Below are 26,736 nucleotides of genomic sequence, written 5' to 3'. Positions count from 1 at the left end.
TGCTTTCGTCTGCTGGTCTCAGCGGCCGTCCCCTTCCTTCCGAAGCGGGCTGCAAAGGTAAGAACCTTTTTTCGTACTTTCCAAACAACTCAGAAAACTTTTTCTTTCCTCGTTCGTAGCCCGCTTCCGTTCGATTTGGGAGTGCAAAGGTAAGTGCTTCGTTTTCTACTTTCCAAACCAATCGAAAACTTTTTTTTTCGAGCGGTTCGTCCGGTGTCTGTCGCCCCGCCTCCGTTCGATTTGGGAGTGCAAAAGTGCAGGATACGATTCGCTTTTCCAAACCTGTTCCCCCACTTTTCCGTTAAAGACCGCCGTTTTGCTTATCTTGATTTTATCAAGTAGGCTGTGGCATAACTTCTTAGCACTGATTACAAGTTCATAATTCTTGCTATTTTTTTCGATTGACTAGATACGCTGGACTAGGACCCTTGAAAATACGAATGGGACAGGAAAGAAACTTTCCCTGCCCCATTCGCTTAACTAGTATTATTTAAGCTACTGATTCAGCCATGTATAGGGTACTTACCCTATCGGGGCCAACGCTGACGATGCTGATGGGCACCTCTAAGTGAGTTTCGAGAAACTGAACGTATTCTTTTAGCTCTTTGGGAAGAGCATCGGCGGAGTTAATTTGCTGCAGATTCACTTTCCAGCCAGGCAAGCTCGTGTATACGGGCTTCATGGTTTGCAGGTCGCTCAGGTCGGGAAGCTGATTGGTTTCCTCGCCTTCCGGGTTGCGATAGTGCGTGCAAATGCGGATTTCATCGAACTCATCCAGCACATCGGCCTTCATGAGGTGAATTTCGGTTACGCCGTTTAGCATGATGCTATAGCGCAGGGCGGGCAGATCGATCCAGCCGCAACGGCGGGGGCGGCCGGTGGTGGCCCCGAACTCGCGGCCGGCGGCGCGAATTTGCTCGCCGACTTCATCATGGAGCTCCGTGGGAAACGGGCCACTGCCAACGCGGGTGCAGTAGGCTTTGCTGATACCATACACTTTATCTATATGGCGAGGAGCAATACCTAAGCCGGTGCAGGCGCCAGCCACGATGGTGCTGGAGGAAGTAACGAAAGGATACGTGCCGAAATCGATATCCAATAAAGACCCTTGAGCACCTTCGGCAAGAATTTGCTTGCCCTGGCGCAGCAGGTCATTCAACAAGTACTCCGTGTCGGCGAGCTGCAGGGTGCGCAGGAAGTCGATGGCGGAGAAGAACTCGGCTTCGGCCTGCTCGATATCGAGCTGCTGACCGTGAAAGCTGGCCAGGGTGGCGTGCCGGGCCACGGCTTCATTGTAGCGGTCCTGAAAGTCGGCGGCCAAGATGTCGCCGACGCGCAGGCCGGTGCGGCCGATTTTGTCCTGGTAGGTAGGGCCGATGCCTTTCAGCGTCGAGCCGATTTTGCCACCACCCCGGGCTTCCTCCAAAATTCGGTCGAGGGCGCGGTGGGAAGGCAGGATAAGCTGGGCTTTTTTGGAGATGTGCAGGTTTTTAGCCCACTCGACACCCCGGTCGGTGAGCTTCTGGAGCTCGACGCGGAACACGACGGGGTCGAGCACCACGCCGTTGCCGACGACATTAATAATATGCGGGTGAAAAATGCCCGAGGGAACTTGGTGCAGCACGTGCTTGATTCCGTCGAACGTGAGGGTGTGGCCGGCATTGGGGCCACCCTGGAAGCGGGCTACTACGTCGTAAGTAGGGGCCAGTACGTCAACAATCTTTCCTTTTCCTTCGTCGCCCCACTGTAGGCCTACAAGTACGTCAACGGGCATTAGCTAGCGGATTTGAGGACTTCGGCGGCTGCCGTTTCGTTTTCAGCAATGGTGAAGATGGCGTTAAGCTTGGTCAGGGCCAGCATCTTACGGGGGTGGTCGGCGGGATTAATCAAGACCAGCTCGCCGCCGCGGCTGCGGAACTTGGTGAGCAGCGAAACAAGGACGCCGATGCCGGTGCTGTTGATGTAGCGCACCCCCGACAAATCGACGGCGCAGAGCATGACGGACTCGCCCAGGTGGTCGTCGACGGACTGCAGGAGCTGTTGGGTGTCGGGGCTGCCGATCAGGTCGCCGGTCAGGCGCACGTGCAGGATGCCGTTGCTTACGGTAGATTCAGTTTTCATTCGCTGGCTGCGCGGGCGGCTGCTTTAGCGCGGCAGTCGCCACAAACGCCGTAGAGGTTTAAAGAGTGGTGCAAGATATGGAAATTCAAAAGCTCCCCGACCATGGTTTGGATGCCGTGAATGCGCGGGTCGCAGAACTCGACGACCTTGTGGCACTCGGTGCAGATGACGTGGTCGTGCTGGCGGTAGCCGTAGGACTTCTCGTACTGGGCCAGGTTGCGGCCAAACTGGTGCTTGCTGACCAGGCCGTGCTCGACGAGCAAATCGAGGGTGTTGTAGACCGTAGCGCGGCTGACCTGCAAGCCCTGGTCCTTCATGCCGGCGTAGAGTTCTTCCACGTCGAAATGGCCGGTTCGGGAGTAGATTTCCTCCAGAATGGAATACCGTTCGGATGTTTTGCGCAGGCCTTTGTTTTCGAGGTAGGCGGTGAAAATCTTCTTTACCTCCTCGAACTTCTCTTTATCCAACATTATGTGACCTTATATATAAGGAGTACCAAAGGTAGTGAAAGCAATGCGTTTCGCAGGCTATAACCGGCAGGGAAACGCATGGTTCCGGCAACGCGCATCAGTCATCATGGCTTTTGTACTGCTTAATACTTTTTAAACTTTTTAGAACCTAGGAAGCAAACCGCTCGACCAGCAACACGCCATTCACCTTGGAAAGCCGCTGAATCATCTTGTTGAGGTGGTCCGTGTCGTTGACGAATACCATGATCTGGCCCTCAAAGAACCCGTCGTTGGAGTCGATGGTGATGGAGCGCATGTTCACTTTCAGGCTGTTGGAAATAATGCGCGTCACGTCGTTGACCAGGCCCACCCGGTCGGAGCCCTTGATGCGGATGCCGGCCAGGAAAGCCAGTTCGAGCTGGTCGGTCCACTTGGCGCGCACGATGCGGTTGCCGTAGTTGGACATCATTTCCACGGCCTTGGGGCAGGAGGTGCGGTGAATAACAATGCCCTGCTCGGTTTCGAAGCCGAACACGTCGTCGCCGGGAATCGGGTTGCAGCAGGGCGCGATGGTGTAGTCGAACTTCTGGGTCTCCTCCCCTATCACCAGCATATCGGCCCGCACGCCCCGGATTTTCTGCACTTCCTGGTCGAAGGCTTTCGGCTCGAGAATGGACGGGCTGCGCGGCGCTTCCTGGGTTGGGTCGAAGAGGGCTTCCTTGATTTCGCGGCCATCGAGCTGGCCGATGGCAATGCGGTAGTAGAAATCCTGGGGGTTGTACATGTTGAAGTGAGCCAACATGCGGTTCAGATTGTCCTGGTTGTTTTCGATGCCGAGCAGCTCCAGGCGCTTTTCCACGATAAAGCGGCCGTCTTCCGACTTGGCTTTCTTGTCGTCGCGCAGCCACTCCTTGATTTTTCCCCGCGCCTTGGAGGTAATGACGTACTGCAGCCATTCCTCGGTGGGCCGCTGCTTGTGCGAGGTCAGGATCTCGACCTGGTCGCCGTTGCGCAGCTGGTAGCTCAGCGGCTCCAGCTTCTGGTTGACTTTGGCCCCGAGGCACTGCAGGCCGATGTGGGTGTGAATGTCGAAGGCGAAGTCCAGGGCCGTGGCTTTGTCGGGCAGAATGACCAGCTTGCCCTTGGGCGTAAAGGCGTAGACTTCCTTCACGAACAGGTTCTGGCGGAACTCGTCCATGAATTCCAGGGCGCTGGAATTATTGGTTTCGAGCATTTCCCGCACTTTGGCAATCCAGGCTTCGAGCGTCGATTCGGGCTGCACCGAGCCAGTATCCTTGTATTTCCAGTGCGCCGCGTAGCCTTTCTCGGCAATGTCGTCCATGCGGCGGCTGCGAATCTGAACCTCGACCCACTGCCCGGTGCGCGACATAACGGTGGTGTGCAGGCTCTCGTAACCGTTGGCCTTGGGCGTGCTGACCCAGTCGCGGAGCCGGTCGGGGTTGGGCTGGTAGAAGTCGGTGACAATGCTGTAGACCTGCCAGCAAGCGGCTTTTTCCTGCTCCTGGGGCACGTCGAGGATGACGCGGATGGCAAACAGGTCGTAGACTTCGTCGAAGGTCACGTTCTGCTTGCGCATTTTGCGCAGGATGGAATAGATGCTCTTGGGCCGGCCCTTGATTTCGAAGCCGAAGCCCTGGGCTTTCAGCTCCTCGTCGATGGGCGCCACGAACTCCTTAATAAAGCGGTTGCGCGCGCCCCGGCTCTGGCGGACTTTGTTGGTAAGGTCGTTGTAGACTTCGGTGTCGGTATATTTCAGGTACAAGTCCTCCAGCTCGCTCTTGATGGCGTAGAGGCCCAGGCGGTGGGCCAGCGGGGCGTAGAGGTAAATGGTTTCGGAGGCAATCTTGAGCTGCTTGTGGCGCGGCATCGAGTCGAGCGTGCGCATGTTGTGCAGGCGGTCGGCAATCTTGATCAGAATTACGCGCACGTCTTCCGACAAGGTGAGCAGCATCTTGCGGAAGTTCTCGGCCTGCTCGGAAGTACCGTATTCGAAGACGCCGGAAATCTTGGTCAGCCCGTCCACAATCTGGGCCACGCGGGGGCCGAACTCGCGCTCCACGTCGGAAATTTCCCAGGGCGTGTCTTCCACCACGTCGTGCAGCAGGGCCGCCACGATGCTGGTGGTGCCCAGCCCGATTTCTTCAACGGCAATCTGGGCCACGGCCAGCGGGTGCAGAATGTAGGGCTCCCCGGATTTGCGGCGCATCTCCTTGTGGGCTTCCAGGGAGGTGTTAAACGCCTTTTTGATGAGCTTAGCGTCGTTGCCGGACAGGTAGGGCTTGGCGGTACGCAGCAGGCGCCGGTAGTGGCGAAGAATCTCGTTGCGTTCTACTTCGGGGTCAATCAGAGTGGCCATTATGCGGGGGGAAGCGCGGGGCTTCGGAGTTTACTACGCTTACGAAAGTACGAAGGCCGGGGCGGGATTTACGTCCCAGCTGCATTTATAACAAAGCGGAGCGGGAAATCCTTGCGGGGTTGAAGTTTGCAAGAACGTCATGCTGAGCGAAGTCGAAGCATCTCTACCGCAGTGCTGATCAATATCGTGCAACGAAGCAGTAGAGATGCTTCGGCAAGCTCAGCATGACGTTCTGATTGAACCGGAAAGCAGTTGCTTTCTGCGCTTTACCCCCTTCAGTTTCCACTTCCCGCCCACTTCCCGCCCACTTTCCGAGCCAATTTTGAACCCAGGTTTGAATATTCGGGATGCTTGCGTAGCTTTGCGGCCCCGAGGCAATAGGCCCGGGAACCGCGGATGTGGCGAAATTGGTAGACGTGCCAGACTTAGGATCTGGTGCCGCAAGGCGTGTGGGTTCGAGTCCCTCCATCCGCACAGATTAGTTTTCAACAGTACCCTGAGCCCTCAACCCACCCGTTGGGGGTTTCTTTTTCGCCCCCTTCGATTCCTTTACTTTAACCGACGACCCGCTTTGAATATCTCCTTCGACAAAAACGACGATCAGCTTAGTGCCATCCTGACAGTACACCTGACGGAAGCTGACTACTCGCCCGCCGTGGACGAGAAGCTGAAAGAATACAGCAAGAAAGCCCAGATCAAAGGCTTCCGCCCCGGCAAAGTGCCCGTTGGGCTGGTGCGCAAGATGTACGGCAAAGGCGTATTGGGCGAGGAAATCAACGCCCTGCTCGGTAAGGCTGTCGACGGCTACATCAAGGAAAACAACATCAAAATCCTCGGTGAGCCCCTGCCCGTGCCCAGCGACGTGAATTTTGACACCGACAAGGAGTTCGACTTCAAGTTTGAGCTGGGTTTGCTGCCCGACTTCGAGCTGCCCGCCGACCAGTCTATCACCATCGACCGTCACCAGGTGACCCTCGACGATACCACGCTGGAAGAAACCTACGACCAGATTGGCCGTCAGTTTGGCGAAAGCACCAACCCCGAGGTTTCGGAAGCCGGTGACTACCTGTACGGTAAGCTTAAGAAAGGCGACGACGAAGCTACCGAGCGCCCCGTGCTGCTGCCCATCAATAAGGTGAAGAACGGCGCCGACAAGTTCATCGGCGTGAAGCCCGGCGACGTGCTGACGTTCGATTTGTCGGACGCTTTCGGCGGCGACGCTTCGGCCATTGCCAACTTCTCGGGCCACTCCAAGGAAGAGGCCGCCAACATCAGCGGCGACTACACCCTGACGGTGGAGAAAATCAACCGCACCACCAAGCCCGAGCACGACCAGGAACTGTTCGACAAGGTATTTGGCAAGGACATCGTGACTTCGAAAGAGGAGTTCGACGAGAAAGTGCGCGCCACGGTACAGGAGAACTATGACCGGGAGTCGGAAAACCTGGTAAATCGTCAGATCATCGACAAGATGGTAGACGCTACCACGGTGCAGATTCCAACGGAGTTCTTCAAGAAGTGGCTGGTGCGGGCCAACGAAGGCAAGCTGACCGCCGAGCAGGTGGACGAGCACTACTCCGACTATGAGAAGGAGCTGAAATGGTCGATGATCCGCAACAAAGTCGTTGAGGAGCAGGGCCTGAAGGTGTCGAACGACGAAATCATCGAGCGCACCATGCAGAAGATCATGGGCCAGTTCAACCTGCCCGAAATCAGCGAGGAGCTGCAGGAATCGGTACGCGGCTTCGCCGATAACTACCTGCGCCAGGACAACGGCAAAAACTACGTTCAGGAGTATGAGGCCATTCTGGCAGAGAAAGTCATCGAAAACCTGCGCGGCAAAGTTGTTGTTAATGACAACCCGATTTCGGCCGAGGACTTCCGGACTCAGGGTGCCAGCTAAGCCTTAGCCAGCATCTTGGTTTTGTAACCAACAAAAAAGCCCTTACTTGCCAGTCAGGGCTTTTTTGTTGCCCGTCAGGTTCCGTTTCTACATCTTCTCTACCCTACATTTTCCCCATGCTGAATAAACAAGAGTTCCGCAAATTCGCCGTCAAAGGACAGGGCCTGAGCGGCCTGGGCGTGGATCAGTATCTGAACCACGTGGAAGGCCAGGTGCGCGCCGGCATGATGATGCCGACCAACATGACCCGTTCGGTGATTGAGGAGCGGCCGCAGAACTTCCGCGAAATCGACGTATTCTCCCGTCTGATCATGGACCGCATCGTGTTCCTGGGCACGGCCGTCGACGATTATATTGCCAACATCATTACCGCCCAGCTGCTGTTCCTGGAGTCGGCCGACAGCAAGAAGGACATTCTGCTCTACATCAACTCGCCCGGTGGCTCGGTGTACGCCGGCCTGGGTATCTACGACACGATGCAGTACGTGAACCCCGACGTGGCCACCATCTGCACCGGCCTAGCCGCCTCGATGGGTGCCGTGCTGCTCGCCGGTGGCGCCAAAGACAAGCGTTCGGCCCTGCCCCACGCCCGCGTCATGATTCACCAGCCCTCGGGTGGTGCCCAAGGCCAGTCGACGGACATTGAAATCACGGCCCGCGAGATTCTCAAGCTGAAGAAGGAGCTGTACGATATTCTGGCCAAGCACAGCGGCAAAACCTACCAGGAAATCTACGACAACTCGGAGCGTGACTACTGGATGCGCGCCGACGAAGCCAAAGAGTACGGCCTGATCGACGAAGTGCTGGAGAAAAAGTCGGCTTAGGCTGTTCTGAATTTTTCAAAACGTCATGTCGAGCTTTAGCGAGACATCTCGCGTGCTGACATTGCCACAGTAATCTGGTTACCATGGCAAGCGAGATTCCTCGGCACCTCGCTTGATGCGCGACAGGCTCGGAATGACGTTCTAAGCCGTTCGTTATAAATACTTAAAAGCCCGCTTTCGGTTGACAACCTGGAGGCGGGCTTTTGGTTCTTTTAAGTAGAGACCCGACCGTCAGCAACTTTTTTTGCTGCGTCCGGCGTTTGCGTTTTCGTACCTTTGGGGTGGCTTCGGGCAAAACGAGGCTTTCCTACCCCCTATCCTGAGAGTCCTAGCAATGGCAGATATAACGTGCTCCTTCTGCGGCAAGAGCAAAAAAGATGTCTCGGTCATGATTTCCGGCATCAACGCGCACATCTGTGAGCGGTGCGTGGGTCAGGCCCAGCAGATATTGAACGAGGAGAACAAGATCCGCTCGAACTCCAAGACGCCCAAGTTTAACCTGGTGAAACCCCGGGAAATGAAGGAGTACCTGGACCAGTACGTGGTGGGCCAGGACGAAGCCAAGAAGGTGATGTCGGTGGCGGTGTACAACCACTACAAGCGCCTGATGCAGCCCAAAACGGCCGGCAAGGACGACGTGACGATTGAAAAATCGAACATCATCATGGTGGGCGAAACCGGCACGGGCAAGACCTTCCTGGCCAAAATGCTGGCCAACATCCTGCAAGTGCCCTTCTGCATTGCCGACGCCACCGTGCTGACCGAGGCTGGCTACGTGGGCGAAGACGTGGAAAGCATCCTGACCCGCCTGCTGCAAGCCGCCGATTACAACGTGGAAGCCGCCGAGCGCGGCATCGTCTACATCGACGAAGTCGACAAGATTGCCCGCAAGAGCGACAACCCCAGCATCACGCGCGACGTGAGCGGCGAGGGCGTGCAGCAGGCCATGCTGAAGCTGCTCGAAGGCACCACGGTGAACGTACCGCCCCACGGCGGCCGCAAGCACCCCGAGCAGAAGATGATTACGGTGAACACCGAGAACATCCTGTTCATCTGCGGCGGCGCCTTCGTGGGCATCGACCGGATCATCAAGAGCCGCCTGAACACCAAGCCTATGGGCTTCGCCAAAACGCAGCTCTCGGAGAAAGTAGACACCAATAACTTCCTGCGCTACGTGACGGCCGTGGATCTGAAGGCGTTTGGCCTGATCCCCGAGCTCATCGGCCGCCTGCCCGTGCTGACTCACCTCAACCCGCTGGACCACGCCACGCTGCGCAAAATCCTGACCGAGCCCAAAAACTCGATTGTGAAGCAGTACGCCCGTCTGTTCGAAATGGAGAACATCGAGTTGAGCTTCACCGAGGAGGCCCTGGAGTACATCGTGCTGAAAGCTGACGAGTACCGTTTGGGGGCCCGCGGTCTGCGCAGCATCTGCGAGAGTATCATGACCGACGCCATGTTCGATATGCCCTCGGACGCCGATGCCAAGGAGTTGGTTATCGACCTGGACTATGCGCAGAGCAAGTTTGAGAAGTCGCCGCTGAAGCAGCTGCGCGCGGCGTAAGAATTCAGTAAAAGTTAAAAAGCCGGGGCCATAATGTGACTTACATTATGGCCCCGGCTTTTTTTATGTCAATTCACTTTATAGAATTTATTGCCTTCATCAACGATAATAATCGTCGGACTTACAAAGTCAAGAGTTAGGTATTGAACTGCTGGCTTTGGAACCGCACGCTTTTGTATCGTCCCTCCTTCTATAGCCCAAGAGTCATTGCTCCCCAGAAAATGGCTACGCTCAATTGTTCCTCCTACGACTTCCTTGGTATACGTAATCGTTAATCGTAAGTCACCTGGCTTATAGGTATACGTACCACCAAGAGCCCGTATTCTCTGCAAACCGTCATCCGAGTTTACCCTATACTCGAATGACTTATCCGCTTTGAATACATAGCTCTCCTGGAGTCCACTACCTATTTGTTTCGTCCTGATTTGCCAAGTACCAACAACAGACTGCCCACGAGCATGACCAGTGAAGACTAGCATGGACAATACAAGCAGGAGCAAAGAAAGCCAGCTATTTACTCGCATATATGTATCTGGTTACAGCTACAGTAGACTGCAGAATTTGATAATGCTGCTTATCAGGCTTCGGTACGAAGCTACTTCTTCAAGTACCCCACCATCAGCTCGGCGGCTTTCTTGGCGGCGTTGTTGCGGCCCAGCTTTTCCTGCAGTTCGGCGTAGCCGGCTTTCTGCTGGGCAATGAATGCGTCGTCCTGTAGCACCTTCTTGAGCTCCGTTACCAGGTTGCGGGAGTTGAATTCGCCCTGGATGAGTTCCTTGACGACTTCCTTGCCGGCAATCAGGTTGACCAGGGAAATGTAGGGCACCTTGATAACGGCCTTGCCAATGGCGTAGGACACGGCGCTGGTGCGGTAGCACACCACCTGGGGCACGTTGAACAAAGCCGTTTCGAGCGTAGCCGTGCCGCTGGTGACCAGGGCGGCCTTGGCGTGGCTGAGCAAATCGTAGGTCTGGTCGAAGAGGATGCGGACGTTGTTGCGCTCGAAGTTGGCGTAGTAGTTCCGGTCCAGATTGGTGACGCCGGCCACGATGAACTGGTAGTCGAGAAACGGCGGGATGATGGCCGTCATTTCGTAGAGCATCTCCTCGATTTCCTGCTTGCGCGAGCCGGGCAGCACCGCAATGATGGGCCGCTGCGGATTGAGGTTGTTGCGCTGGTAGAAATCGGGGCTGGGCACGTGCTCGGCAATGGCGTCCACGGTGGGGTTGCCAATGTAGTCGACCTGGTAGTCGAAGCGCTGGTAGAACTCCTGCTCGAAGGGCAGAATCACGAACATCTTGTCGACCAGGGCTTTCACCTTGTGCACACGGCCCTGGTTCCAGGCCCAGATCTTGGGCGAAATGTAGTAGAATACTTTGAAGCCCTGCTGCTTGGCAAACTTGGCCACCCGCATGTTGAAGCCGGCATAATCCACCAGAATCACCACGTCGGGCTGGTAGGCCTCGATGTCGCGCTGGCACTCCTTGAGGTAGCCCCGAAACTTGAGGATGCTGGTAGCGGCCTCCCAGAAGCCCATAATGGCCATTTCCTGGTAGTGGTGCACCAGCGTGCCGCCCTGCGCCTGCATCATGTCGCCGCCCCAGCCGCGAAACTCGGCTTCGGGGTCCTGCTGGCGCAGCTCGCGCATGAGGTGGGAAGCGTGGAAATCGCCGGAACGCTCACCCGCAATCAGGTAGTATTTCATCTAGTTAATTCTGAATTATGAATTATGAATTCTGAAGTATGGCTTGTGCTGAACCAGTAATGCAGGACAATTCATGTTTCAGAATTCATAATTCAGAATTGATTATTCGCCGTAGTATTCTACGAAGTTGCGGGGCGTTTCGTAGAGCTTGATGCAGTGCAGCTGGGCGCGGGAAATTTTGGGAATCTCGCGGTTCAGAATCTCCCAGAAGGCCACGACCAGGTTCTCGGTGCTGGCTAGCTGGTCCTTCATAAAGGGCACGTCCAGGTTGAGGTTTTTGTGGTCGACCTGGTCGACGATGTGCTCCCGGATGAGGGTGCTGAGCTGCTTGAGGTCGATGACGAAGCCGGTTTCCGGGTCGGGCTGGCCCTTCACGGTCACAATCAGGTCGTAGTTGTGGCCGTGCCAGTTGGTATTGGCGCAGGGGCCGAACACTTCCTTGTTGCGCTCCTCGGTCCAGGCAGGGTTATAGAGCTTATGAGCGGCGTTGAAATGCTCCTGCCGGCTGACGTAAATCATTCGTTGGGTACTGAAGTGGATGGGGCCGCTGTTGCTGGCGGCTGGTTGCGTGCTGAAAAACAGGCGGCTTTCCGTCGTTTAACGCAACCAGCCAGGACCCCGGTTAAAGCGCAACGCGCTTTTTGCGCAGCAAATATACGAAGAACGGTACGCCGAATAAGGCCGTGATAAGACCAACGGGCAGACCGGCCGGCGGGTAGAGCAGCCGGGCCAGCAGGTCGCAGCCCAGCAGGAAGTCGGCCCCGAGCAGAGCGCAGAACAGCAGGTTGGCCCGGCCCGTGACGCCCAGCAGCCACCGCGTGAGGTGGGGCACCATCAAGCCCACGAAGCCCACGGGGCCGCACAGGGCCACCACGCAGCCGGTCAGGGCGGCGGCCGTCACGACCAGAATCCAGCGGGTGCGGGCTACGTGCACGCCCAGGGTCTGGGCCCGCTCCTCGCCCAGGAGCAGCACGTTGAGGTCTTTTTGCAGGAATACGAGCAGCAACAGCGCCGCCGCCAACGCCCCGGCCGGGTACGGCAGCACGTCCCAGCCGGCCCGCTCGAAGCTGCCCATAGCCCAGAACACCACCGTGCGCAGCTGGCCTTCGGAGCTGGCCAGAAACGACAGCAGCCCGCCCAGCGCGGCGGTGAGGGAGCTGATGGCCACGCCGGCCAGCAGCAGCTGCCCGGGAATCAGCTGGCCCCGCTGGCTGCCCAGCGCCACCACCAGCAGCGTGGTGGCCAGGGCGCCGGCCAGGGCGGCCAGCGGCGGCAGGTAGAGGCCCGCCACGGTGAGGCTGGGCACCAGGGAAAAGCACAGAATAGCCCCCAAAGAAGCCCCCGAGGCCGTCCCCAGCAGATACGGGTCGGCCAGGGCGTTGTTGACCATAGCCTGCATCAGGTAGCCACTCACGGCCAGCCCCCCGCCGGCCAGCAGAGCCATAACGATGCGCGGCAGCCGCAGCTCCACCAACGCCAGCTGGGCCGGGTCGTGGGAATTATAATGCAGCAGCGTGCTTCCGATAAAGGCGTAATCGGTGGCGAAGCTGCCGATGCGCAGCCCCAGCACGACCAGCACGGCCATCAGCGCGAGGCTGGCCAGAATCCAGGGGGCGGCCCGGCGGCTCATGGGGCGGGCGGGGCCCAGATCAGGCGTTGCAGCTCCCGCACCGACTCGACCACGCGCGGGCTGGGCCGCTCCATCAGGTCGCCGGTTACGGCGTAGACCCGGTGGTTCTGGTACGCCTTGATCCGCTTCAGCTCGGGGTAAGCTTTGAAAAAGGTGCTGTCCAGCTTGCCGAAGCTGCCGCCGATGAGCACCTCCGGATTGAGCTTGAGGATGTACTCGCGCGTCAGGGCCGGGTAGGGCTGGGCGAAGTGCTCGGTTACGGCATTGCGGCCCCCGGCCCGGCGGATTTTATCCGTAAACAGCGTATTCTCGCCGTAGACGTAAATCGGGTCCTGCCAGGTAATGGCCAGCACCGCCGGCGGCCGGCCGGGCCGGGGCAGCTGCTCGACGGCCCGTAGCGCGGTCCGGAGCGAATCGGTGAGGTGGCGGGCCGGGGCGGGGCGGTTCAGCAGGCGGCCCAGGTCGGTGATGCCGCGCAGCACATCCTCCACAGACGTGTAGCGCTGGCAATACACCGGAATACCGAGCTTTTCCAGCCGGGCAATATCATCCAGGGACGTAATGCCTTCGGTAGTAAACACCACGTCGGGGTGCAGGGCCACGAGGCCTTCCAGGTCGAGCGGGTAGCTGCTGATAACCTGCTTGCGCAGGGCCGCTTTGGGATAGTCGCACACCTGGGTGCGGGCCACGATGGTGGCGGTATCGGCCACGGCAAACAGCATTTCGGTCATCGAGGCGGCCAACGACATGATGCGGCGCGGCCGGGCCGGAATGGTGAGCTGGTGGCCCACGTCGTCGGTGACGCGCTGCGTGGCCGGGGCCGCGGCGCCGGCCGCCGGCTGGTCGTGGGATTGGCAGCCGACCGTGGCAGTGAGCAGCAACGCGGACCAAAGCAGAGTCGACAGCGGAAACGGAAAACGCATCATGGGGCCAAAGGTAGCGCGGACCCGTTGCTTTTCAGCCGCGCTCTGCGTCCTCTGCGCAAACCACTGCGTACCTCTGCGGGAACCGTCGGGGCAAAGTGCCGGCTTGTCGGAACCATTACTGCGCACCCACCCGTCCTTTTTCCCTACTTTTGGCCAAAATATCAGCCTTATGATTGTTGTCACCGGAGCGGCCGGCTTTATTGCCAGCTGCCTTGTTACCCGCCTGAACGCCGCCAACTTCAACGACATTGTCGTGGTGGATAATTTCGCCGTGGAGCGCAAGCTCGCCAACCTGAAAGGCAAGCGCCTGCGCGAGTACGTGGACCGCAACGAGTTTTTCGACTGGCTCGACCAAAACCACGAGCAGGTGGAGTTCATCTTCCACCTCGGGGCCCGCACCGACACCACCGAGCAGGACAAGGCCATCTTCGACCTGCTCAACGTGGAGTACTCGCAGAAAATGTGGCGGGCCTGCTGCCAGTATCAGCTGCCGCTGGTGTATGCCTCCTCGGCGGCCACCTACGGCTCGGGCACGCTGGGCTACTCCGACGACGACGCCCTGCTGCCCCTGCTGCGCCCCCTGAACCCTTACGGCGACTCGAAGAACGACTTCGACAACTGGGCCGTGCAGCAGGCGGAAAAGCCGTTTTTCTGGGCCGGCCTGAAGTTTTTCAACGTGTACGGGCCCAACGAGTACCACAAGGGCCGCATGGCTTCGGTGATTTTCCATGCCTTCGAGCAGATCCGGCAGCACGGCTCCATGACGCTGTTCCGCTCCCACAACCCCGATTACGCCGACGGCGAGCAGCAGCGCGACTTCGTGTACGTGAAGGACCTGGTGGAAGTGTGCTTCTTTCTGATGCAGAACCGCCAGCACTCGGGCATCTACAACCTGGGCACCGGCGAGGCGCGCACCTTCCTGGATCTGACCCTGAACACGTTCAAAGCCCTGGACCGCCCCGCCGACATCCGCTTCCGCGACACGCCCGAGGACATCCGCGACACCTACCAGTACTTCACCCAGGCCGACATGAGCAAGCTGCGCAGCATCGGCTACGACCGGCCCTTCACCAAGCTCGAAGACGGCATCGACGACTACGTGCGCAACTATCTGGTGCCGGGCCTGTACCTGTAACCAAACGGCCGGCGCGGTTTTTTGCCCGTTGCGCTTCGTCTTTCCTGCCGCCCGGCCGTATGTAATACGCGGCCGGGCGGCTTGTTTTTGGGCCACTGGCCAACGGCGGGGCGGCCGAATTTTTCCAACTGGAATTTTTCGCGCATTTTCTCCCCGAATTCCGCTCCCGCTCCTACCCCACAACCAGCCACGGTGTCACGACGAACCATTACGATTCTGGGCGGAGGCTTCTCCGGCTCCATGCTGCTGGTGCAGCTCGCGCAGCTGCCCGGCGGCCCCTACGCGTGGGACGTGCACCTGGTGGAGCCCCGTCCCGTGCCGGGGCCGGGACTGGCGTATTCGGCGCGCCGCAAAGAATACCTGCTCAACGTGCGGGCCCCTTTCCTGAGCGCCTTCCCCCAGCAGCCCACCCACTTCACCGACTGGCTGGCCAACAGCAAGGCCACCGCGTGTGAGGGCGGCTTCTGCTCCCGCCAAACCTACGGCCGCTACCTGCAACAGCTCACAGAAGAGGTTCTGGCCTGGCCTTCCCGGAACGGCATCCGCTTTTTTTGTCATCATCAGAAGGCCGTGGCCGCCACGCCCGACCCGGCCGGGCAAACGGCCACCGTGCGCCTGGCCGACGGCCACGAAATCGTCAGTGAGCAGGTGGTGCTGGCCCTCGGCAACTTTGCGCCGGCTCCCAACCTCCGGCTGAGCCCGGAAGTGCGCCGCCACGCCCGCTACCACCCCAACCCCTGGGGCCCGCAGGCCCTGCTCAACATTGCGCCCGACGATACGGTGCTGCTCATCGGCTCGGGCCTCACGGCCGTGGACGTGCTGCTGGGCCTGGCCGCCGACGGGCACTACGGGCAGGTAACGGTCGTAGCCCGCAGTGGCCGCTGGCCGACGGTGCACGGCCCATTGGGCCAGACTTACCCCAGCTTCTACGCTACCGACTTGGCCGGCCTCACTACCGTGGCCGAGGTGGTGCGGGTGGTGCGCCGCCACGTGCGCGCGGCCCGGGCGCAAGGCCACGACTGGCGCCCGGTTATCGACTCGTTGCGGCCCCACCTGGGTCAGATCTGGCAGGCGTGGCCGCTGGCCGAGCAGGCGCGCTTTCTGCGCCACGTGGCTTCCATCTGGTCGGTGGTGCGGCACCGCAGCCCGCCCCAGAACGCCCAGGCCGTGCAGCGCATGCTGGATGCGGGCCTGGTGCGCATGCAGCTGGGCAAGGTGGAAGATATTCAGGCCAGCGGCCCCGATTTGCAAGTGACCATAGCCCGGCGGGGGCAGCAGGCCCGCCTCACGGTGCAGCACGTTATTTCCTGCACCGGCCCCCTACTCGACTACAGCCGGATTACGGACCCGCTGGTAAGCAGCCTGCGCGCCGCCGGCCACCTGGTGCCCGACGCGCTGCACCTGGGCATCACCACGGATGAGCACGGCGCCCTGCGCGACGCGGCCGGCAACCCGTCCGGTATCTTTTTCACCCTGGGCCCCAGCCGGCGGCCCGCCTACTTCGAGTCGACGGCGGTGCCCGAGCTGCGGCAGCAGGCCTTGGCGCTGGCTCACCACCTGCAGACGCTTGGCATCAGGGCCTGAGGCGCTGCCGGAACCGGCCTTTCTAATTCAAGTTACAAACACGCAAAAACGGGTGGCTTCCGCTCAGGAAGCCACCCGCTGGCACTGGGGGCAGCACGACCGGCATTAGGCCACCTGTTCCCGCTCTTCAAAAGCCGGGTACAGGGGCAGCACCGGCGTGGTGCCCACCGGCGCCGGCACCGGCTGCGCGGGGCGCATATCGTCGGCGTGGCGACGCAGGGCCCGCATCAGCAGGTACTTGTACTTTTCCGCGTCGGCCAGGGCTTGCTCAATGGCTTGCACGGCATCGGTGTAGGCCACTACCGGCTGTAGCTCTTTGCGCGGACGACGGGCTTCGAAAACGTGATTTTCCAGGTATTCAGCGGGGTTTTTCATGTTCTTCAGCAGCAAGATCAAAGTGGTACTCTCAGCTGTAGAAATAACAAAACCCTGGCCGGCAACATTCAATTTAACCCGGATAATTCTACCATTTTTACCTGATTTCAGTCTCTGATTTTCAGCACGATTTTCCCGAATTGCTGGCCCTGATCCATGCGGCGCAACGCGGCTTCGCCCTCGGCCAGGGGAAATACCTGGTCGACGACCGGGACCAGCTGGTGCTGCTCGAACAGGGCGACCATGGCGGCAAAATCCTGCTCGGTGCCCATCGTCGAGCCCAGGATGGAGAGCTGCTTCCAGAACACCTTGGCCGGGGACAGCTGCGGAATGGCCCCCAGCGTGCCGCCGTAGAACACGATGCGCCCACCCGGCGCGGCCGCGTCGAGCAGGGCGTCGAAGCCCGGGCCGGCCGCACTGTCGATAATCACGTCGAAGGGGCCGCCGGCCTGCTTGACCAGCGTGCCGGCCCATTTTTCTTCCTGGTAGCTGATGCCGCCCCGGGCCCCGAGCTGCCGGGCCCGGTCCAGCTTTTCGGCCGAGCCCGACGTGACCCACACCTCGGCTCCAACGGCTACGGCCATTTGCAGGGCCAGCAACGCCACGCCGCCGCCAATGCCGGTAATCAGCACCCGCTCGCCGGCCTGCAACCCCGCCCGGGTAAACGCGGCCCGGTAGGCCGTGACGCCGCCGAGCGGCAACGCGGCCCCCTGCTCGAAGCTCAGGTGCCGGGGCAACGGGCACACGTAGCGGGCCCCGACACACACGTACTCGGCGAAGGTGCCTTGCGCGGGCAACCCCAGAATGGTGAAGCTGCGCGCCTGGGCCCGCGGGTTGTCGCCCCAGTTGTGGCCGGGGTTGATAAGCACGGCCTGGCCCCGCAGGCTGGCATCGGCGCCGTCGCCTACTTCGGTAACGACGCCGGCCCCGTCGGAACCCAGCACGCAGGGAAACTTCAGACCGGCGTACTGGCCCTTCTGAATCCAGACGTCGCGGTGGTTGAGGGCCGCCGCGTGCAGCTGCACCAGCACCTGGCCGGGACCGGGCACGGGCGTGGGAATTTCCTGGAGGTGGGCGGGTTCGTTGATGCCGTCGATTTGGAGAGCCTGCATACGGGAAAGAAAGAGTGGGATGGGGACGAAAAAGCAGGCGGAAGCCGCCAAGCGGCCGGCAAGCCTGGGGGTGAAGGTGTAAAAATAGAAGCTCGGCTGGAAGCCAGAGGTTTTTAGAGCAGGAACCGCTGTTTCAGCTCGGGGGTAGGCAGCCAGCAGGCCTCGCGCTGCCCAAACCACCGGTAGCGGTTGCGGGCCACGAAGCGGTAGGCCGCATCGCGCAGAACGGCGGGCACCAGCTGGAACACCGTGAGCAGCGGCCAGGCCCCGCCCAGGTGGCGCGCAACGCGCAGCACGGCCGTCGAGTGGCTATACACCCGCTTATCGTCGATGAGCAGCACCGTTTCGGGACCCGTGGCGGGCAGGACCAGGCCATGCTCGGCGAGCAGCGCGCGGCCCGCCTCCGACTGCAGGGAAGCAAACCGGAAGCGGCCGGCCGGGTCGCGCCGGATGATAAACTGCACAAACCCATTGCAGAGGTTGCACACCCCATCGAAAAGAATGGTAGCTGCCGGAGGGGCCATAAGCTCGGAAAAATCAGGTATGAAGCCCTAACAACGTAAGGGCGGAAAAGTAGGATGCCGGGGCCGCCAGTAGGGTCCCGAACGGACGTTTGCGTACTTGCCGCATCCGGGTTTGTTGCGAAAATTCCGTATTAATCCTCAACGCAACGACCAGCTACCACTTCATAATCAACCGTATAGAAGAAGCAAAACTACCTTTCACTGTTCTTTCGACCCGAATTTTATGCACAACCCCCGAATAATGATTCTGGCGGCAGCCCTTTGCGTGGGCTCCCTGACCTTGAGTGCCTGCGGCGACAACAACGGCAGCGGCACGGCCGAAAACGGCGGCGGCTCCAGCATGGCCACCGAAGAAGCCACCAGCACCAACGACGCCGGCATGAGCTCCGACACCAGCAGCACGATGAGCGGCAGCACCTCCGGCTCCGGGGACATGGGCAGCGGCTCGACCAGCGGCGACATGAGCAGCACCAGCGGCTCGGGTTCGGGCTCTACCAGCGGCACCACGGCCGGCGGCAGCACCGCGGACGGGCTGGGTTCTACGGCCGGTACTACCACTGGCGGCAGCACGGCCGGTGGCACGGGTAGCACGGCCGGTGGCACGGGCTCGACGGGTACTACCGGCGGCCAATAATCCAGCTTAACCGCTACAGAGAAAGGGTAATTGCCGACGAGGTGGTTGCCCTTTCTTTATAGCACCGGCGTGGGCACCACCAGCGGCTCGACCACCCGTTAGGCCGCATTGGCCGCTGTTTCCGGCACGATTACGTAAGGCGAACAGGGGCGCCGTTCCACCGGACGGGGCTTCTGCTCGCCTTTCTCATTTACTTTTCACCCGAAGCGGCAGCTTATGCCCCGGATTCTACGCTTTCTGCGCCGTCCTTTCGTTGTCGACCTGCGGGCCCTGGCCCTGCTGCGCATCGGGGTAGCCGCCGTTGTGCTGCTCGACGTTGCCATTCGCAGCACCGATCTGGAAGCCCACTATTCCAACCTGGGCGTGCTGCCCCTGCACGTGTTGTACCAGTACTGCTGGAACCCCTACCAGTTCTCGCTGCACGCGGCCAGCGGCTTGTGGCAGGCGCAGGCGGTATTGTTTCTGCTGGAAGCCGCTGGGGCCGTGGCCCTGCTGGTGGGCTACCACACCCGCCTGGCGACGTTTGTGACCTGGCTGCTGCTGGTGTCGGTGCAAAACCGCAACCCGCTTATCGGGCAGGGCGGCGACGATTTATTGCGGATGCTGCTGTTCTGGGCCCTGTTTCTGCCCTGGGGCCGCCTGTATTCCGTGGATGCGCGCGGCCGGGAGCGGCCCGCCCGGCTCACGTACTTCAGCGCCGCCACCGTGGCTTACATCGTCCAGATTGCGCTGGTGTACTGGTGCACGGCCCTGCTGAAAAGCGCCCCGGAGTGGACCACCGAGGGCACGGCCCTCTACTACGCCCTCAGCCTCGACCAGGTGCTGCTGCCGGGCGGGCGCCTGCTTTACCCCTACCCTGGGCTGCTGCACTGGCTCACGTTTGCCACCTATTACACCGAGCTGCTGCTGCCATTCGTGCTCTTTATTCCGTTTCGGGTCACATGGTGGCGGCTGTTTTTTGTGGGCGTCATGTACTTGTTCCACCTGGGCATCAGCCTTACGCTGTTCGTCGGGCTGTTTTTCCTGATCAACATGGCCTCGGTGCTGGGGCTGCTGCCGCCTGTCGTCCTCGACTGGCTCGACAAGCGCCTGGCCCGGGGCCGCCAGCGGCTGGGCCCTCGGGTGGCGGCGCGCTTGGCAAGGGTACGGCCGCACCTGGCCCGCCTGCGGCTGCCCGTGCGGCTGCGCCTGGAACCCGGCTTTCAGCTCACGGACAGCCGCCGCGCTCTGCTGCGCCACCTGCGCAACGCGGCCGTGACCGTGCTGCTGGGCTACGTGCTCTGGTGGAACCTGGACAGCGTGAACCAACCCTCGCTGTACATGTCGCAGCCGCTGCGCTGGTTTGGCTACCTGTTTCGCGTCGACCAGCACTGGGGCATGTTCGCGCCGGCCGTGTTCAAGGACGACGGCTGGTACATTCTGGACGGCACCACCCGGCAGGGGCAGCACCTGGATTTGAACCGGCAGGGCCAGCCCACCACCTACGCCAAGCCGGCCTCGGTGGTGGCGCTCTTCAAAAATGACCGGTGGCGCAAGTACAGCGAGAATTATCTGTTCGTGAGCAACGAGTACATGCGGCCCTACTACTGCAACTACCTGCTGCGCATCTGGCACGAAGACCCCACGCACCCGCCCCTGCGCCGCCTGGAGGTCATTTACATGAAGGAAGTGTCGTTGCCCGACTACCAGGTTTCCGTGCCAAAGCGCGAGCTGCTGTGCGGCTGCGAACCTCAACCGTAGCCGTCGGCCAACCTCAACGGTGGGGCGCAAATCGGTTCTGAATCCTGGCCTCACCCGAAAAAGCTGCGTATTTCAGCCGGATAGCAGCCGGTGGCAGTACCGGCCCGCTCTTCCTTCCCGTCCACTCTAGCCCACCTTGCCCCTATGCCAAACACCGCAAACCGCGCCAATACGCCCGCGCTTCAGGCTGTCGTGCCCGGAGTCTGGGGGCTGCGCAACGTCTTCGCCAACCTGTATTTCGTGCGCGACACCTCTTCGCCGCTGGAGCCCTGGGTGCTCGTCGACGCGGGCCTGCCGGGCTCGGCGGAGAAGATCAAGCACCACGCCGAAACGATTTTCGGCCCCAACAACCCGCCGGCGGCCATTATCCTGACCCACGGCCACTTCGACCACGTCGGGGCCCTCAAAACGCTGGCCCAGGAGTGGAACGTGCCGGTGTATGCCCACCCGCTGGAGCTGCCCTACCTCACCGGCCGCTCGTCGTATCCGCCGCCCGACCCCACGGTGGGCGGGGGCGCTATGGCGGCCATGTCGTTTCTCTACCCCAAAAAGCCCATCGACCTGGGCTCCCGGGTGCAGCCCCTGCCCCTGAACGGCACCGTGCCGTTTCTCTCGGAGTGGCGCTGGGTGCATACGCCGGGCCATACGCCGGGCCACGTGTCCTTTTTCCGGGAGTACGACCGGACCCTGCTCAGCGGCGACGCCTTCGTGACGGTGAAGCAGGAGTCGGGCGCGGAGGTGTGGGAGCAGCGCCAGGAAGTGCACGGCCCGCCCGCCTATTTCACCCCCGACTGGCAGCAAGCCCGGGCTTCGGTAGAAAAGCTGGCCGCCCTGGAGCCGCAGATTGCCGCTACCGGCCACGGCATTCCGATGCACGGGGAAGAGCTGCGCCGGCAGCTGCACGAGCTGGCTTTGCACTTTGAGCAGCGGGCCGTGCCCGCGCAGGGCCGCTACGTGGGCCACCCGGCCGTCGCCGACGAAACCGGTGTAGTGTCGGTGCCGCCGGCCACGGAAAGCCTCCTGCCCAAGTGGGTTATCGGGGCGGCGCTGGTCGGGGGCCTGGGCTACCTGCTGCTGCGCGACAAACCCAAAGCCCGGCGCGGCCACCACGAATACGCCGAGCGGTACGCCCGCCGGCACCGCGACTCCTACGAGTTCTAAGCAACTCAGAATGAAACGGTACGCAGGCCACCAGGCTGAATATAGTTCAGCCTGGTGGCCTGTTTGCTTCCGCCCTATTGCTCGGCCGGGAGCTTCCCATTTCTTCAGCCAGAGGCTAAGGGCCTCGGCCACCACCCGCCCGAGCGGCGAGGCGCTCAGTCGGCGGGCAGCAGGTCGCAGTACCAGAAGCCCGCCGGCGCGGCCCCGTCGGGGGCCGGGTAGGTGCGGCGCACGATTTCACCCCGGGTGAAGGCAATGGGCTGGCGAAAGTAGGGCGCCTCAAACACGAAGCTGTGGTACTCGCCGTTTTCGCCGCAGGGGTCGACGCCGGGCGGCAGGTCGCGCAGAAAATCCTCGTCGAGCAGGCGGCCGCAGAAGCTCTGGTCGAGGTGGGCCTCGTTTACGCACACCACCACCGCCCGGAAGCCCAAGGCCAGGTACTCACGCAGAATATCGGCGCTGCTGCGCTGCCACAGCGGAAATACGGCCTGCATTTGCACCCGGGCCAGTTGCTGCTCGCGGTAGGCGCGCAGGTCTTCCAGGAAAATGTCGCCGAAGATGGCGTGGTGCAGGCCCTGGGCTTGCAGCGGGGCCAACGTGGCGCGCATCAGCTCTTCGTACTGGGTCATGTCCGGCGCTTCGGGCAGCTCTAGCTTGGTGAGCGGCAGGCCAATCTGTTGGGCCTGGGCTTCGAGCAGGGCCACCCGCACGCCGTGCATCGACACGCGCTGGTAGGGCTGGCTCACGCTCGTGAGCAGGTGGCGCACCGCGTAGCGCGGGTCGCGGAGGGCATGGTAGAGCGCCAGGGCCGAGTCTTTGCCCCCGCTCCAGTTCATCAGGGCTGGAATAGGCATGGGGCAAAGCTAAAGCTTTGGCAATCGAGGGCGGCAGCGGGGCAGGGTTTGGGGCCGAAGCCGGCAATATTGGGCACCTGACACTTCAGCTACGCGGGCCCGGTTTGCCGTATAGGGCATCACCAACTCTTATCTGAACTCCAAACACCTTCTTTATGAAACTCACTCAGCGCTTTGTGCTGGCGGCCCTGCTGGGCACCGCGGCGGCCCTGACCACGGCCTGCGACCGGTCGCGCACGCCCGGCGAAGACCGGCAGAACGTCAACGACTTCTCGACCGCGCCCCCGGCCCGCACCATCGAAACCAACATGGACAGCGTGAACGGCGAGCAGAACGTGCAGCCCGCTACCGGTAAGGGCTCGGCCCCCGACCAGATGCAATCGGTGGATAGCGGGCTGGAATCTGCCCCCGGCGGCACTACCGGCACGGCCACTCCCACCGCCCCCGCTCAGCCCACTCCCATCGACAAAGCCACCGGCAATCAGTAGCCCTCTGGGCGCTATCTACTTGCTTACTTCAAAGAAAAATCCCGCGTAGCGTGTGCTGCGCGGGATTTTCTTTGGGTAAGCGGTTCCGTGGCGGCGGCTAAAACAGCGACTCGTAGTTGGCGTGGCGGGAAGGTGCCGCGGCCCGGTGCCGGGGCACGTAGGCGTCGCGGCGGCTGCGGGCGGGCTGGGCCGCGTGGCGGCTGGCGGCTTGGCTGCTGGCCACGACGGTGGCGTCTTCCAGCAAGGCCCACACGGCATCGGGCAGCTGGGTTTGCCGGCCCAACTCCTTGCGCAGATAAAAGCTACCGAAGGTACCGGCTACCGCTGCCAAGCCGCCCAGCAGCCCGCCCCCGAGCCAGGAGCGCCGGCCCGACTTGTAGAGCATGGCCCCCATCAGGGCGCCCGACAGGCTGCGGCCCAACAGGGCGGTAGGCGAAATCCGGTCGGGCATGCCGGGCAGCTTGTCGGCTACCATTTCGCCGGCGGCCAGCACCTTCAGGCCCGTAGCCGCCGCACCCGACTGCAGCAGCCGAAACGGTGAGGCGGCAATGGCGGCGGAGTGCTGTTTGGAAAAGGAACGGCTCAGAAAAGCCAGCGGCGTCATGCTGCGCAGGCCAGCCAGGGTGCCCAGGCTCAGGGTTTGCCAAAAGGGAGTTGCCATATCAGGGAAAGAGTACGTGCGAAAGAAAGGGTTGATTGCCTCCTCTAACGCACGCCGGGGCGGGGCGTTGGCCTCGTCGGGCTTCTCACGCCTTTGGCTGGGGCCCCTGCCCGAGCCGGGCGTAGGCAAAAGAAGCCAGCGGCGCCACCTGGTGGTAGCCATCGAGGCCGGAGATGCAGACGGCCCCAGCCTGCTGCAAATCCAGGGTGCCATCGGGGCGCAGCACTTCCTCGGGCAGGTAGATGTGCTCGACGGTGCCCACCAGCAGCACCGTGCCGTTGTGAATGGGCAGCTCTTCGCGCAGGCGCAGACCCAGCCCAATACGGCTCTCGCCGACGTAGGGCGCCGGAAAATCGTCGCGGTAGACGGGCGTGAGGCCGCACTGGGCAAACTCGGATTCTTCCCGCGGAAAATCGGCGGAGGTGTAGTGGGCGGCGGCCACGAAGTCGGCGGCCACGTGGTTGATGGTGTAGCAGCCGGTGGCCTTGATGTTCTCGTAAGTGTGGCGCGGCACCGTGGCCGGCCGCGTCACGATGCCGAGCACGGCCGGGGCCGAGCCCAGGTGAATGACGGAGCTGAAAATAGCCACGTTGGTCGCGCCGGCGGCCGAGGCTGTCCCAATCAGGTTGGCGGGCTTGTAGCCGGTGATGGAGTTAATCAGGTTCAGGCGGTATACCTTCTCGAAGGCGGCAAGGTCGGCGGTAGTCAGGTGGCGCATGGGCTGGGGCTGGGTGCGGATCAAGGACCGGCAACGCAGCCAAATGTTCAGGCCCGCGCCAGAAAAGCCCGGCGGCCCCGCCGGCAGCAGGCCCCTGCTGCCAGCTCTACCACCCGATTCGGCGGCGGGGGCTCGTCGGCCGCGCGGCTACTTTGGCTGGTTTTCTAACCCAAACAGCCTCATTTCCAGTCGCCACGCGGACCGGAAATGAGGCTGTTGTACGGTAGTGAGTCTGCGGAAGCTACTTCTGGTCGGCGGCCCAGTCGTCCATTTTGCGCTCCAGCACCGAGAGCGGCATCACGCCGTCCTTCAGCAGCTCGTCGTGGAAGGCGCTGAGGCTGAAGTGCTCGGCGTTCTGGCGCGGATACTTCTCGCGCAACTTGCCCGAAGCACCGGCCGCCAGCTGGGTGTGGTACTTGTCGCGCAGCTCCCGAATCTTGAGCTGCCCGATCTTGTAGCTCAGGGCCTGGCCTGGAATGGCCATGTACCGCTCGATTTCGGCGGTAGCGCCCTGCTCCCCGATGGCCTCGTTGTCCATCATGTACTTAATGGCCTGCTCCCGGGTCATGTTCTTGGTGTGCATGCCCACGTCGACTACCAGGCGAATGGCGCGGTGAATTTCGTCGCCCAGCGCGCCCATGTACTGATACGGGTCGGTATAGAGGCCCAGCTCCTTGCCCAGGCTTTCGGTGTAGAGCGCCCAGCCTTCGCCCATTGCCCCGTACCAGGCAAAGCGGCGGAACTTGGGCAGGCTCTCGTTTTCCTGCTGCAACGACACCTGGTAGTGGTGGCCCGGAATGGCTTCGTGCAGAAACAGCGACTCCATGCCCGAGGTCGTGTTGAAGGTGGTGGCGTCCAGAATCGGGATGTAGAAAATGCCGGGGCGGGAGCCGTCGGGCGTGCCCTGGTTGTACTCGGCCGAGGCTGACTCGGCGCGGAAAGCCTCCGTCTGCCGGATTTGGAAGCCGGTTTTGGGCGTGCGCCCGAACATCTTTTTCAGGTTGGGGTCGATGGTGGCCTGAATTTTCCGGAAGGCACCCAGCACCTCTTCGGGCGTTTTGTAGGGCATGAACCGCTTGTCGGTCTTCAGGTAGGCGAAGAAAGCCGGCAGGTCGCCCTTGAAGCCCACCTGCGCCTTGACCCGCTCCATTTCCTGGCGGATGCGCTTGACCTCCGCGAGGCCGGTCTGGTAGATTTCCTCCGGCGTCTTGTCGGTCGTGGTCCAGTATTTAGCCAGGAAAGCGTACTGCGCCGCCCCGTTGGGCAGGGCCGAAATGCCGGTGCTGGGCCGGGCCTTGGGCAGGTATTCGGTTTCCAGGAAGTCGGCCAGCTTCTTATACGTCGGCGACAATTCCTGGAGAATAGCTTCCTGGTAGGCCGAGGAAATCCGCTTTCGGTCGGTGGTCGAGAAGTCCTTTGGGAAGGCATTGATGGGCCCGTAGAACAGGGACTTGGCCGCGTCCGTCACCACCAGGTCGCGCATCTGCGGAATCATCTTCTCTACCAATGCTTTGGGCAGCATCACGCCGGCCTTCATGCCCTGGCGGAAGTTGCTGATGGCCGAATCGGCCCAGGCCGGAAAGCCGTGCACCCGGCCCAGCCACTGGTCGTAGTCCTGGGGCGTTTTGAAGGGCTGCGCGCCCGAGCCCGAGCCAAACTGCCCCAGCGAAATCGGCAGGCCCCCGAACTGGCTGAACGGAATCATCCAGCTGTTGGGGTAGTCGCTGCCCACTACGATGCCCAGCTTGAGCCCGGCGAGGCGCGCTTGCAGGTCGTACTGAAAGATGTCGTAGCTGATCCGGTCGTTTTCCGACAGCGTGGCGCGGTCGAATTTCTGGAGCTGGCTGAGGTAGCGCTGGTAAAACTCCTGCAAGCCGGCGCGGAAAGCCTTGGTCTGGTCGTTGGGCAGCTGGTCGTTGTAGCGGTTGTCGCCCTGGGCCGTGGCCGCCAGCGGAAACAGCTTGGCCTGCTCTTCCCAGTAGTTGGTAAACAGCGTGGCGAGGTCTTTCACGTCAGCGGAGCCGGTTTCGGTGGTAGAAGAGGCGTTGTCGGCGGTTTTTTGCTGGTTGCAGGCCGCCAGCAGCGCACAGGCCAGCAGGCCGCCCAGAGCAAGTTTTTTCATTCCGGAAGAATGTGTAGTGGTTGAGGTGGGAAGGTAAAGCGTTTGGCCGGAAAAGACACCAGCGCCACCGGAAAGCTGCCGGACCAGGCGTTTGTCATCCTGAGCAAAGCGAAGGACCTTATAACAGTT

The 26,736-nt window shown here is 61.3% G+C and carries 24 protein-coding genes and 1 tRNA gene; 10 read left to right on the top strand and 15 right to left on the bottom strand.

Features of this window, described 5'->3' with window-relative positions; all coding sequences use genetic code 11:
* Window positions 1-490: 490 nt before the first annotated feature.
* From E5K00_RS19780 to E5K00_RS19765, 4 genes are all read right to left on the bottom strand, one after another.
* Complete coding sequence (locus E5K00_RS19780; RefSeq protein WP_135464990.1) at window positions 491-1,774, bottom strand: adenylosuccinate synthase; 1,284 nt, start codon at window positions 1,772-1,774, stop codon at window positions 491-493.
* Window positions 1,774-2,121, bottom strand: a complete 348-nt coding sequence (locus E5K00_RS19775; RefSeq protein ID WP_135398235.1) for an STAS domain-containing protein — start codon at window positions 2,119-2,121, stop codon at window positions 1,774-1,776. The genes E5K00_RS19780 and E5K00_RS19775 overlap by 1 nt, the downstream gene beginning before the upstream one ends.
* Window positions 2,118-2,591, bottom strand: coding sequence for a Fur family transcriptional regulator (locus E5K00_RS19770; protein WP_394346329.1), 474 nt, complete (start codon window positions 2,589-2,591; stop codon window positions 2,118-2,120). The genes E5K00_RS19775 and E5K00_RS19770 overlap by 4 nt, the downstream gene beginning before the upstream one ends.
* A 148-nt stretch (window positions 2,592-2,739) precedes the next feature.
* Window positions 2,740-4,947, bottom strand: coding sequence for a RelA/SpoT family protein (locus tag E5K00_RS19765; protein WP_135464989.1), 2,208 nt, complete (start codon window positions 4,945-4,947; stop codon window positions 2,740-2,742).
* Window positions 4,948-5,339: 392 nt separating this feature from the next.
* On the opposite strand from E5K00_RS19765, the gene E5K00_RS19760 reads away from it, so the two are divergent.
* From E5K00_RS19760 to clpX, 4 genes are all read left to right on the top strand, one after another.
* Window positions 5,340-5,421: transfer RNA gene (locus E5K00_RS19760), tRNA-Leu, on the top strand.
* Window positions 5,422-5,518: 97 nt separating this feature from the next.
* Window positions 5,519-6,850: a trigger factor gene (tig, locus tag E5K00_RS19755; protein WP_135464988.1), complete on the top strand. Its 1,332-nt coding sequence runs from the start codon at window positions 5,519-5,521 to the stop codon at window positions 6,848-6,850.
* A gap of 116 nt (window positions 6,851-6,966) precedes the next feature.
* Window positions 6,967-7,674, top strand: coding sequence for a ClpP family protease (locus E5K00_RS19750; protein ID WP_135464987.1), 708 nt, complete (start codon window positions 6,967-6,969; stop codon window positions 7,672-7,674).
* 334 nt (window positions 7,675-8,008) lie between these two features.
* Complete coding sequence (gene clpX / locus E5K00_RS19745) at window positions 8,009-9,238, top strand: ATP-dependent Clp protease ATP-binding subunit ClpX (RefSeq protein ID WP_135464986.1); 1,230 nt, start codon at window positions 8,009-8,011, stop codon at window positions 9,236-9,238.
* A 595-nt stretch (window positions 9,239-9,833) separates the two neighbouring features.
* Here clpX and lpxB read toward each other — a convergent pair.
* From lpxB to E5K00_RS19720, 4 genes are all read right to left on the bottom strand, one after another.
* A complete protein-coding gene (gene lpxB, locus E5K00_RS19735; RefSeq protein ID WP_135464984.1) occupies window positions 9,834-10,943 on the bottom strand; it encodes a lipid-A-disaccharide synthase in 1,110 nt (369 codons plus the stop codon).
* A 102-nt stretch (window positions 10,944-11,045) separates the two neighbouring features.
* Window positions 11,046-11,462, bottom strand: a complete 417-nt coding sequence (locus E5K00_RS19730) for a 6-pyruvoyl trahydropterin synthase family protein (RefSeq protein ID WP_135464983.1) — start codon at window positions 11,460-11,462, stop codon at window positions 11,046-11,048.
* Window positions 11,463-11,565: 103 nt separating this feature from the next.
* The gene (locus E5K00_RS19725; RefSeq protein WP_135464982.1) at window positions 11,566-12,573 is read right to left on the bottom strand and encodes a FecCD family ABC transporter permease; all 1,008 of its coding nucleotides are present in this window, start codon (window positions 12,571-12,573) and stop codon (window positions 11,566-11,568) included.
* On the bottom strand, window positions 12,570-13,499 hold the full coding sequence (locus E5K00_RS19720; protein ID WP_135464981.1) for an ABC transporter substrate-binding protein: 930 nt from the start codon (window positions 13,497-13,499) through the stop codon (window positions 12,570-12,572). The genes E5K00_RS19725 and E5K00_RS19720 overlap by 4 nt, the downstream gene beginning before the upstream one ends.
* A 169-nt stretch (window positions 13,500-13,668) precedes the next feature.
* Between E5K00_RS19720 and rfaD the strand changes: the two genes are divergently transcribed.
* The gene (gene rfaD / locus E5K00_RS19715) at window positions 13,669-14,634 is read left to right on the top strand and encodes an ADP-glyceromanno-heptose 6-epimerase (RefSeq protein ID WP_135464980.1); all 966 of its coding nucleotides are present in this window, start codon (window positions 13,669-13,671) and stop codon (window positions 14,632-14,634) included.
* Window positions 14,635-14,826: 192 nt separating this feature from the next.
* Window positions 14,827-16,218, top strand: coding sequence for an FAD/NAD(P)-binding protein (locus tag E5K00_RS19710; RefSeq protein ID WP_135464979.1), 1,392 nt, complete (start codon window positions 14,827-14,829; stop codon window positions 16,216-16,218).
* 105 nt (window positions 16,219-16,323) lie between these two features.
* On the opposite strand, the gene E5K00_RS19705 is transcribed toward E5K00_RS19710, so the two are convergent.
* The 3 genes from E5K00_RS19705 to E5K00_RS19695 all read right to left on the bottom strand — a co-directional run bounded on the left by E5K00_RS19705 (window position 16,324) and on the right by E5K00_RS19695 (window position 18,229).
* Window positions 16,324-16,593 carry a hypothetical protein gene (locus E5K00_RS19705; protein ID WP_135464978.1) on the bottom strand — a complete coding sequence of 90 codons (270 nt, stop codon included), beginning with the start codon at window positions 16,591-16,593 and terminating at the stop codon, window positions 16,324-16,326.
* Between the two features lie 107 nt (window positions 16,594-16,700).
* Entirely contained in the window at window positions 16,701-17,705 is a 1,005-nt protein-coding gene (locus tag E5K00_RS19700; RefSeq protein WP_135464977.1) for a zinc-binding dehydrogenase, read from the bottom strand.
* Between the two features lie 113 nt (window positions 17,706-17,818).
* Window positions 17,819-18,229, bottom strand: a complete 411-nt coding sequence (locus E5K00_RS19695) for a thiol-disulfide oxidoreductase DCC family protein (protein WP_135464976.1) — start codon at window positions 18,227-18,229, stop codon at window positions 17,819-17,821.
* A gap of 223 nt (window positions 18,230-18,452) precedes the next feature.
* Between E5K00_RS19695 and E5K00_RS19690 the strand changes: the two genes are divergently transcribed.
* The 3 genes from E5K00_RS19690 (at window position 18,453) to E5K00_RS19680 (ending at window position 21,764) form a co-directional block, all read left to right on the top strand.
* Window positions 18,453-18,863 carry a hypothetical protein gene (locus tag E5K00_RS19690; RefSeq protein WP_135464975.1) on the top strand — a complete coding sequence of 137 codons (411 nt, stop codon included), beginning with the start codon at window positions 18,453-18,455 and terminating at the stop codon, window positions 18,861-18,863.
* A 216-nt stretch (window positions 18,864-19,079) separates the two neighbouring features.
* Window positions 19,080-20,603, top strand: coding sequence for an HTTM domain-containing protein (locus E5K00_RS19685; RefSeq protein ID WP_135464974.1), 1,524 nt, complete (start codon window positions 19,080-19,082; stop codon window positions 20,601-20,603).
* A gap of 144 nt (window positions 20,604-20,747) precedes the next feature.
* Window positions 20,748-21,764, top strand: a complete 1,017-nt coding sequence (locus tag E5K00_RS19680; RefSeq protein WP_135464973.1) for an MBL fold metallo-hydrolase — start codon at window positions 20,748-20,750, stop codon at window positions 21,762-21,764.
* 155 nt (window positions 21,765-21,919) lie between these two features.
* Here E5K00_RS19680 and E5K00_RS19675 read toward each other — a convergent pair whose 3' ends face one another.
* Window positions 21,920-22,618, bottom strand: coding sequence for a Dph6-related ATP pyrophosphatase (locus tag E5K00_RS19675; protein WP_245328355.1), 699 nt, complete (start codon window positions 22,616-22,618; stop codon window positions 21,920-21,922).
* 155 nt (window positions 22,619-22,773) lie between these two features.
* On the opposite strand from E5K00_RS19675, the gene E5K00_RS19670 reads away from it, so the two are divergent.
* A complete protein-coding gene (locus tag E5K00_RS19670; protein WP_135464972.1) occupies window positions 22,774-23,106 on the top strand; it encodes a hypothetical protein in 333 nt (110 codons plus the stop codon).
* 97 nt (window positions 23,107-23,203) lie between these two features.
* Here E5K00_RS19670 and E5K00_RS19665 read toward each other — a convergent pair whose 3' ends face one another.
* The 3 genes from E5K00_RS19665 to E5K00_RS19655 form a co-directional block, all read right to left on the bottom strand.
* Window positions 23,204-23,767, bottom strand: a complete 564-nt coding sequence (locus tag E5K00_RS19665; RefSeq protein ID WP_167856957.1) for a DUF4126 family protein — start codon at window positions 23,765-23,767, stop codon at window positions 23,204-23,206.
* Between the two features lie 85 nt (window positions 23,768-23,852).
* Window positions 23,853-24,509 carry a flavin reductase family protein gene (locus tag E5K00_RS19660; protein ID WP_245328354.1) on the bottom strand — a complete coding sequence of 219 codons (657 nt, stop codon included), beginning with the start codon at window positions 24,507-24,509 and terminating at the stop codon, window positions 23,853-23,855.
* A 217-nt stretch (window positions 24,510-24,726) separates the two neighbouring features.
* On the bottom strand, window positions 24,727-26,607 hold the full coding sequence (locus tag E5K00_RS19655) for a DUF885 domain-containing protein (protein ID WP_135464969.1): 1,881 nt from the start codon (window positions 26,605-26,607) through the stop codon (window positions 24,727-24,729).
* Window positions 26,608-26,736 lie beyond the last annotated feature (129 nt).

Origin of the sequence: Hymenobacter aquaticus, from assembly GCF_004765605.1 — a bacterium.
Taxonomy (GTDB): Bacteria; Bacteroidota; Bacteroidia; order Cytophagales; family Hymenobacteraceae; genus Hymenobacter; species Hymenobacter aquaticus.
This window is presented reverse-complemented; position numbering and strand designations above follow the sequence as displayed.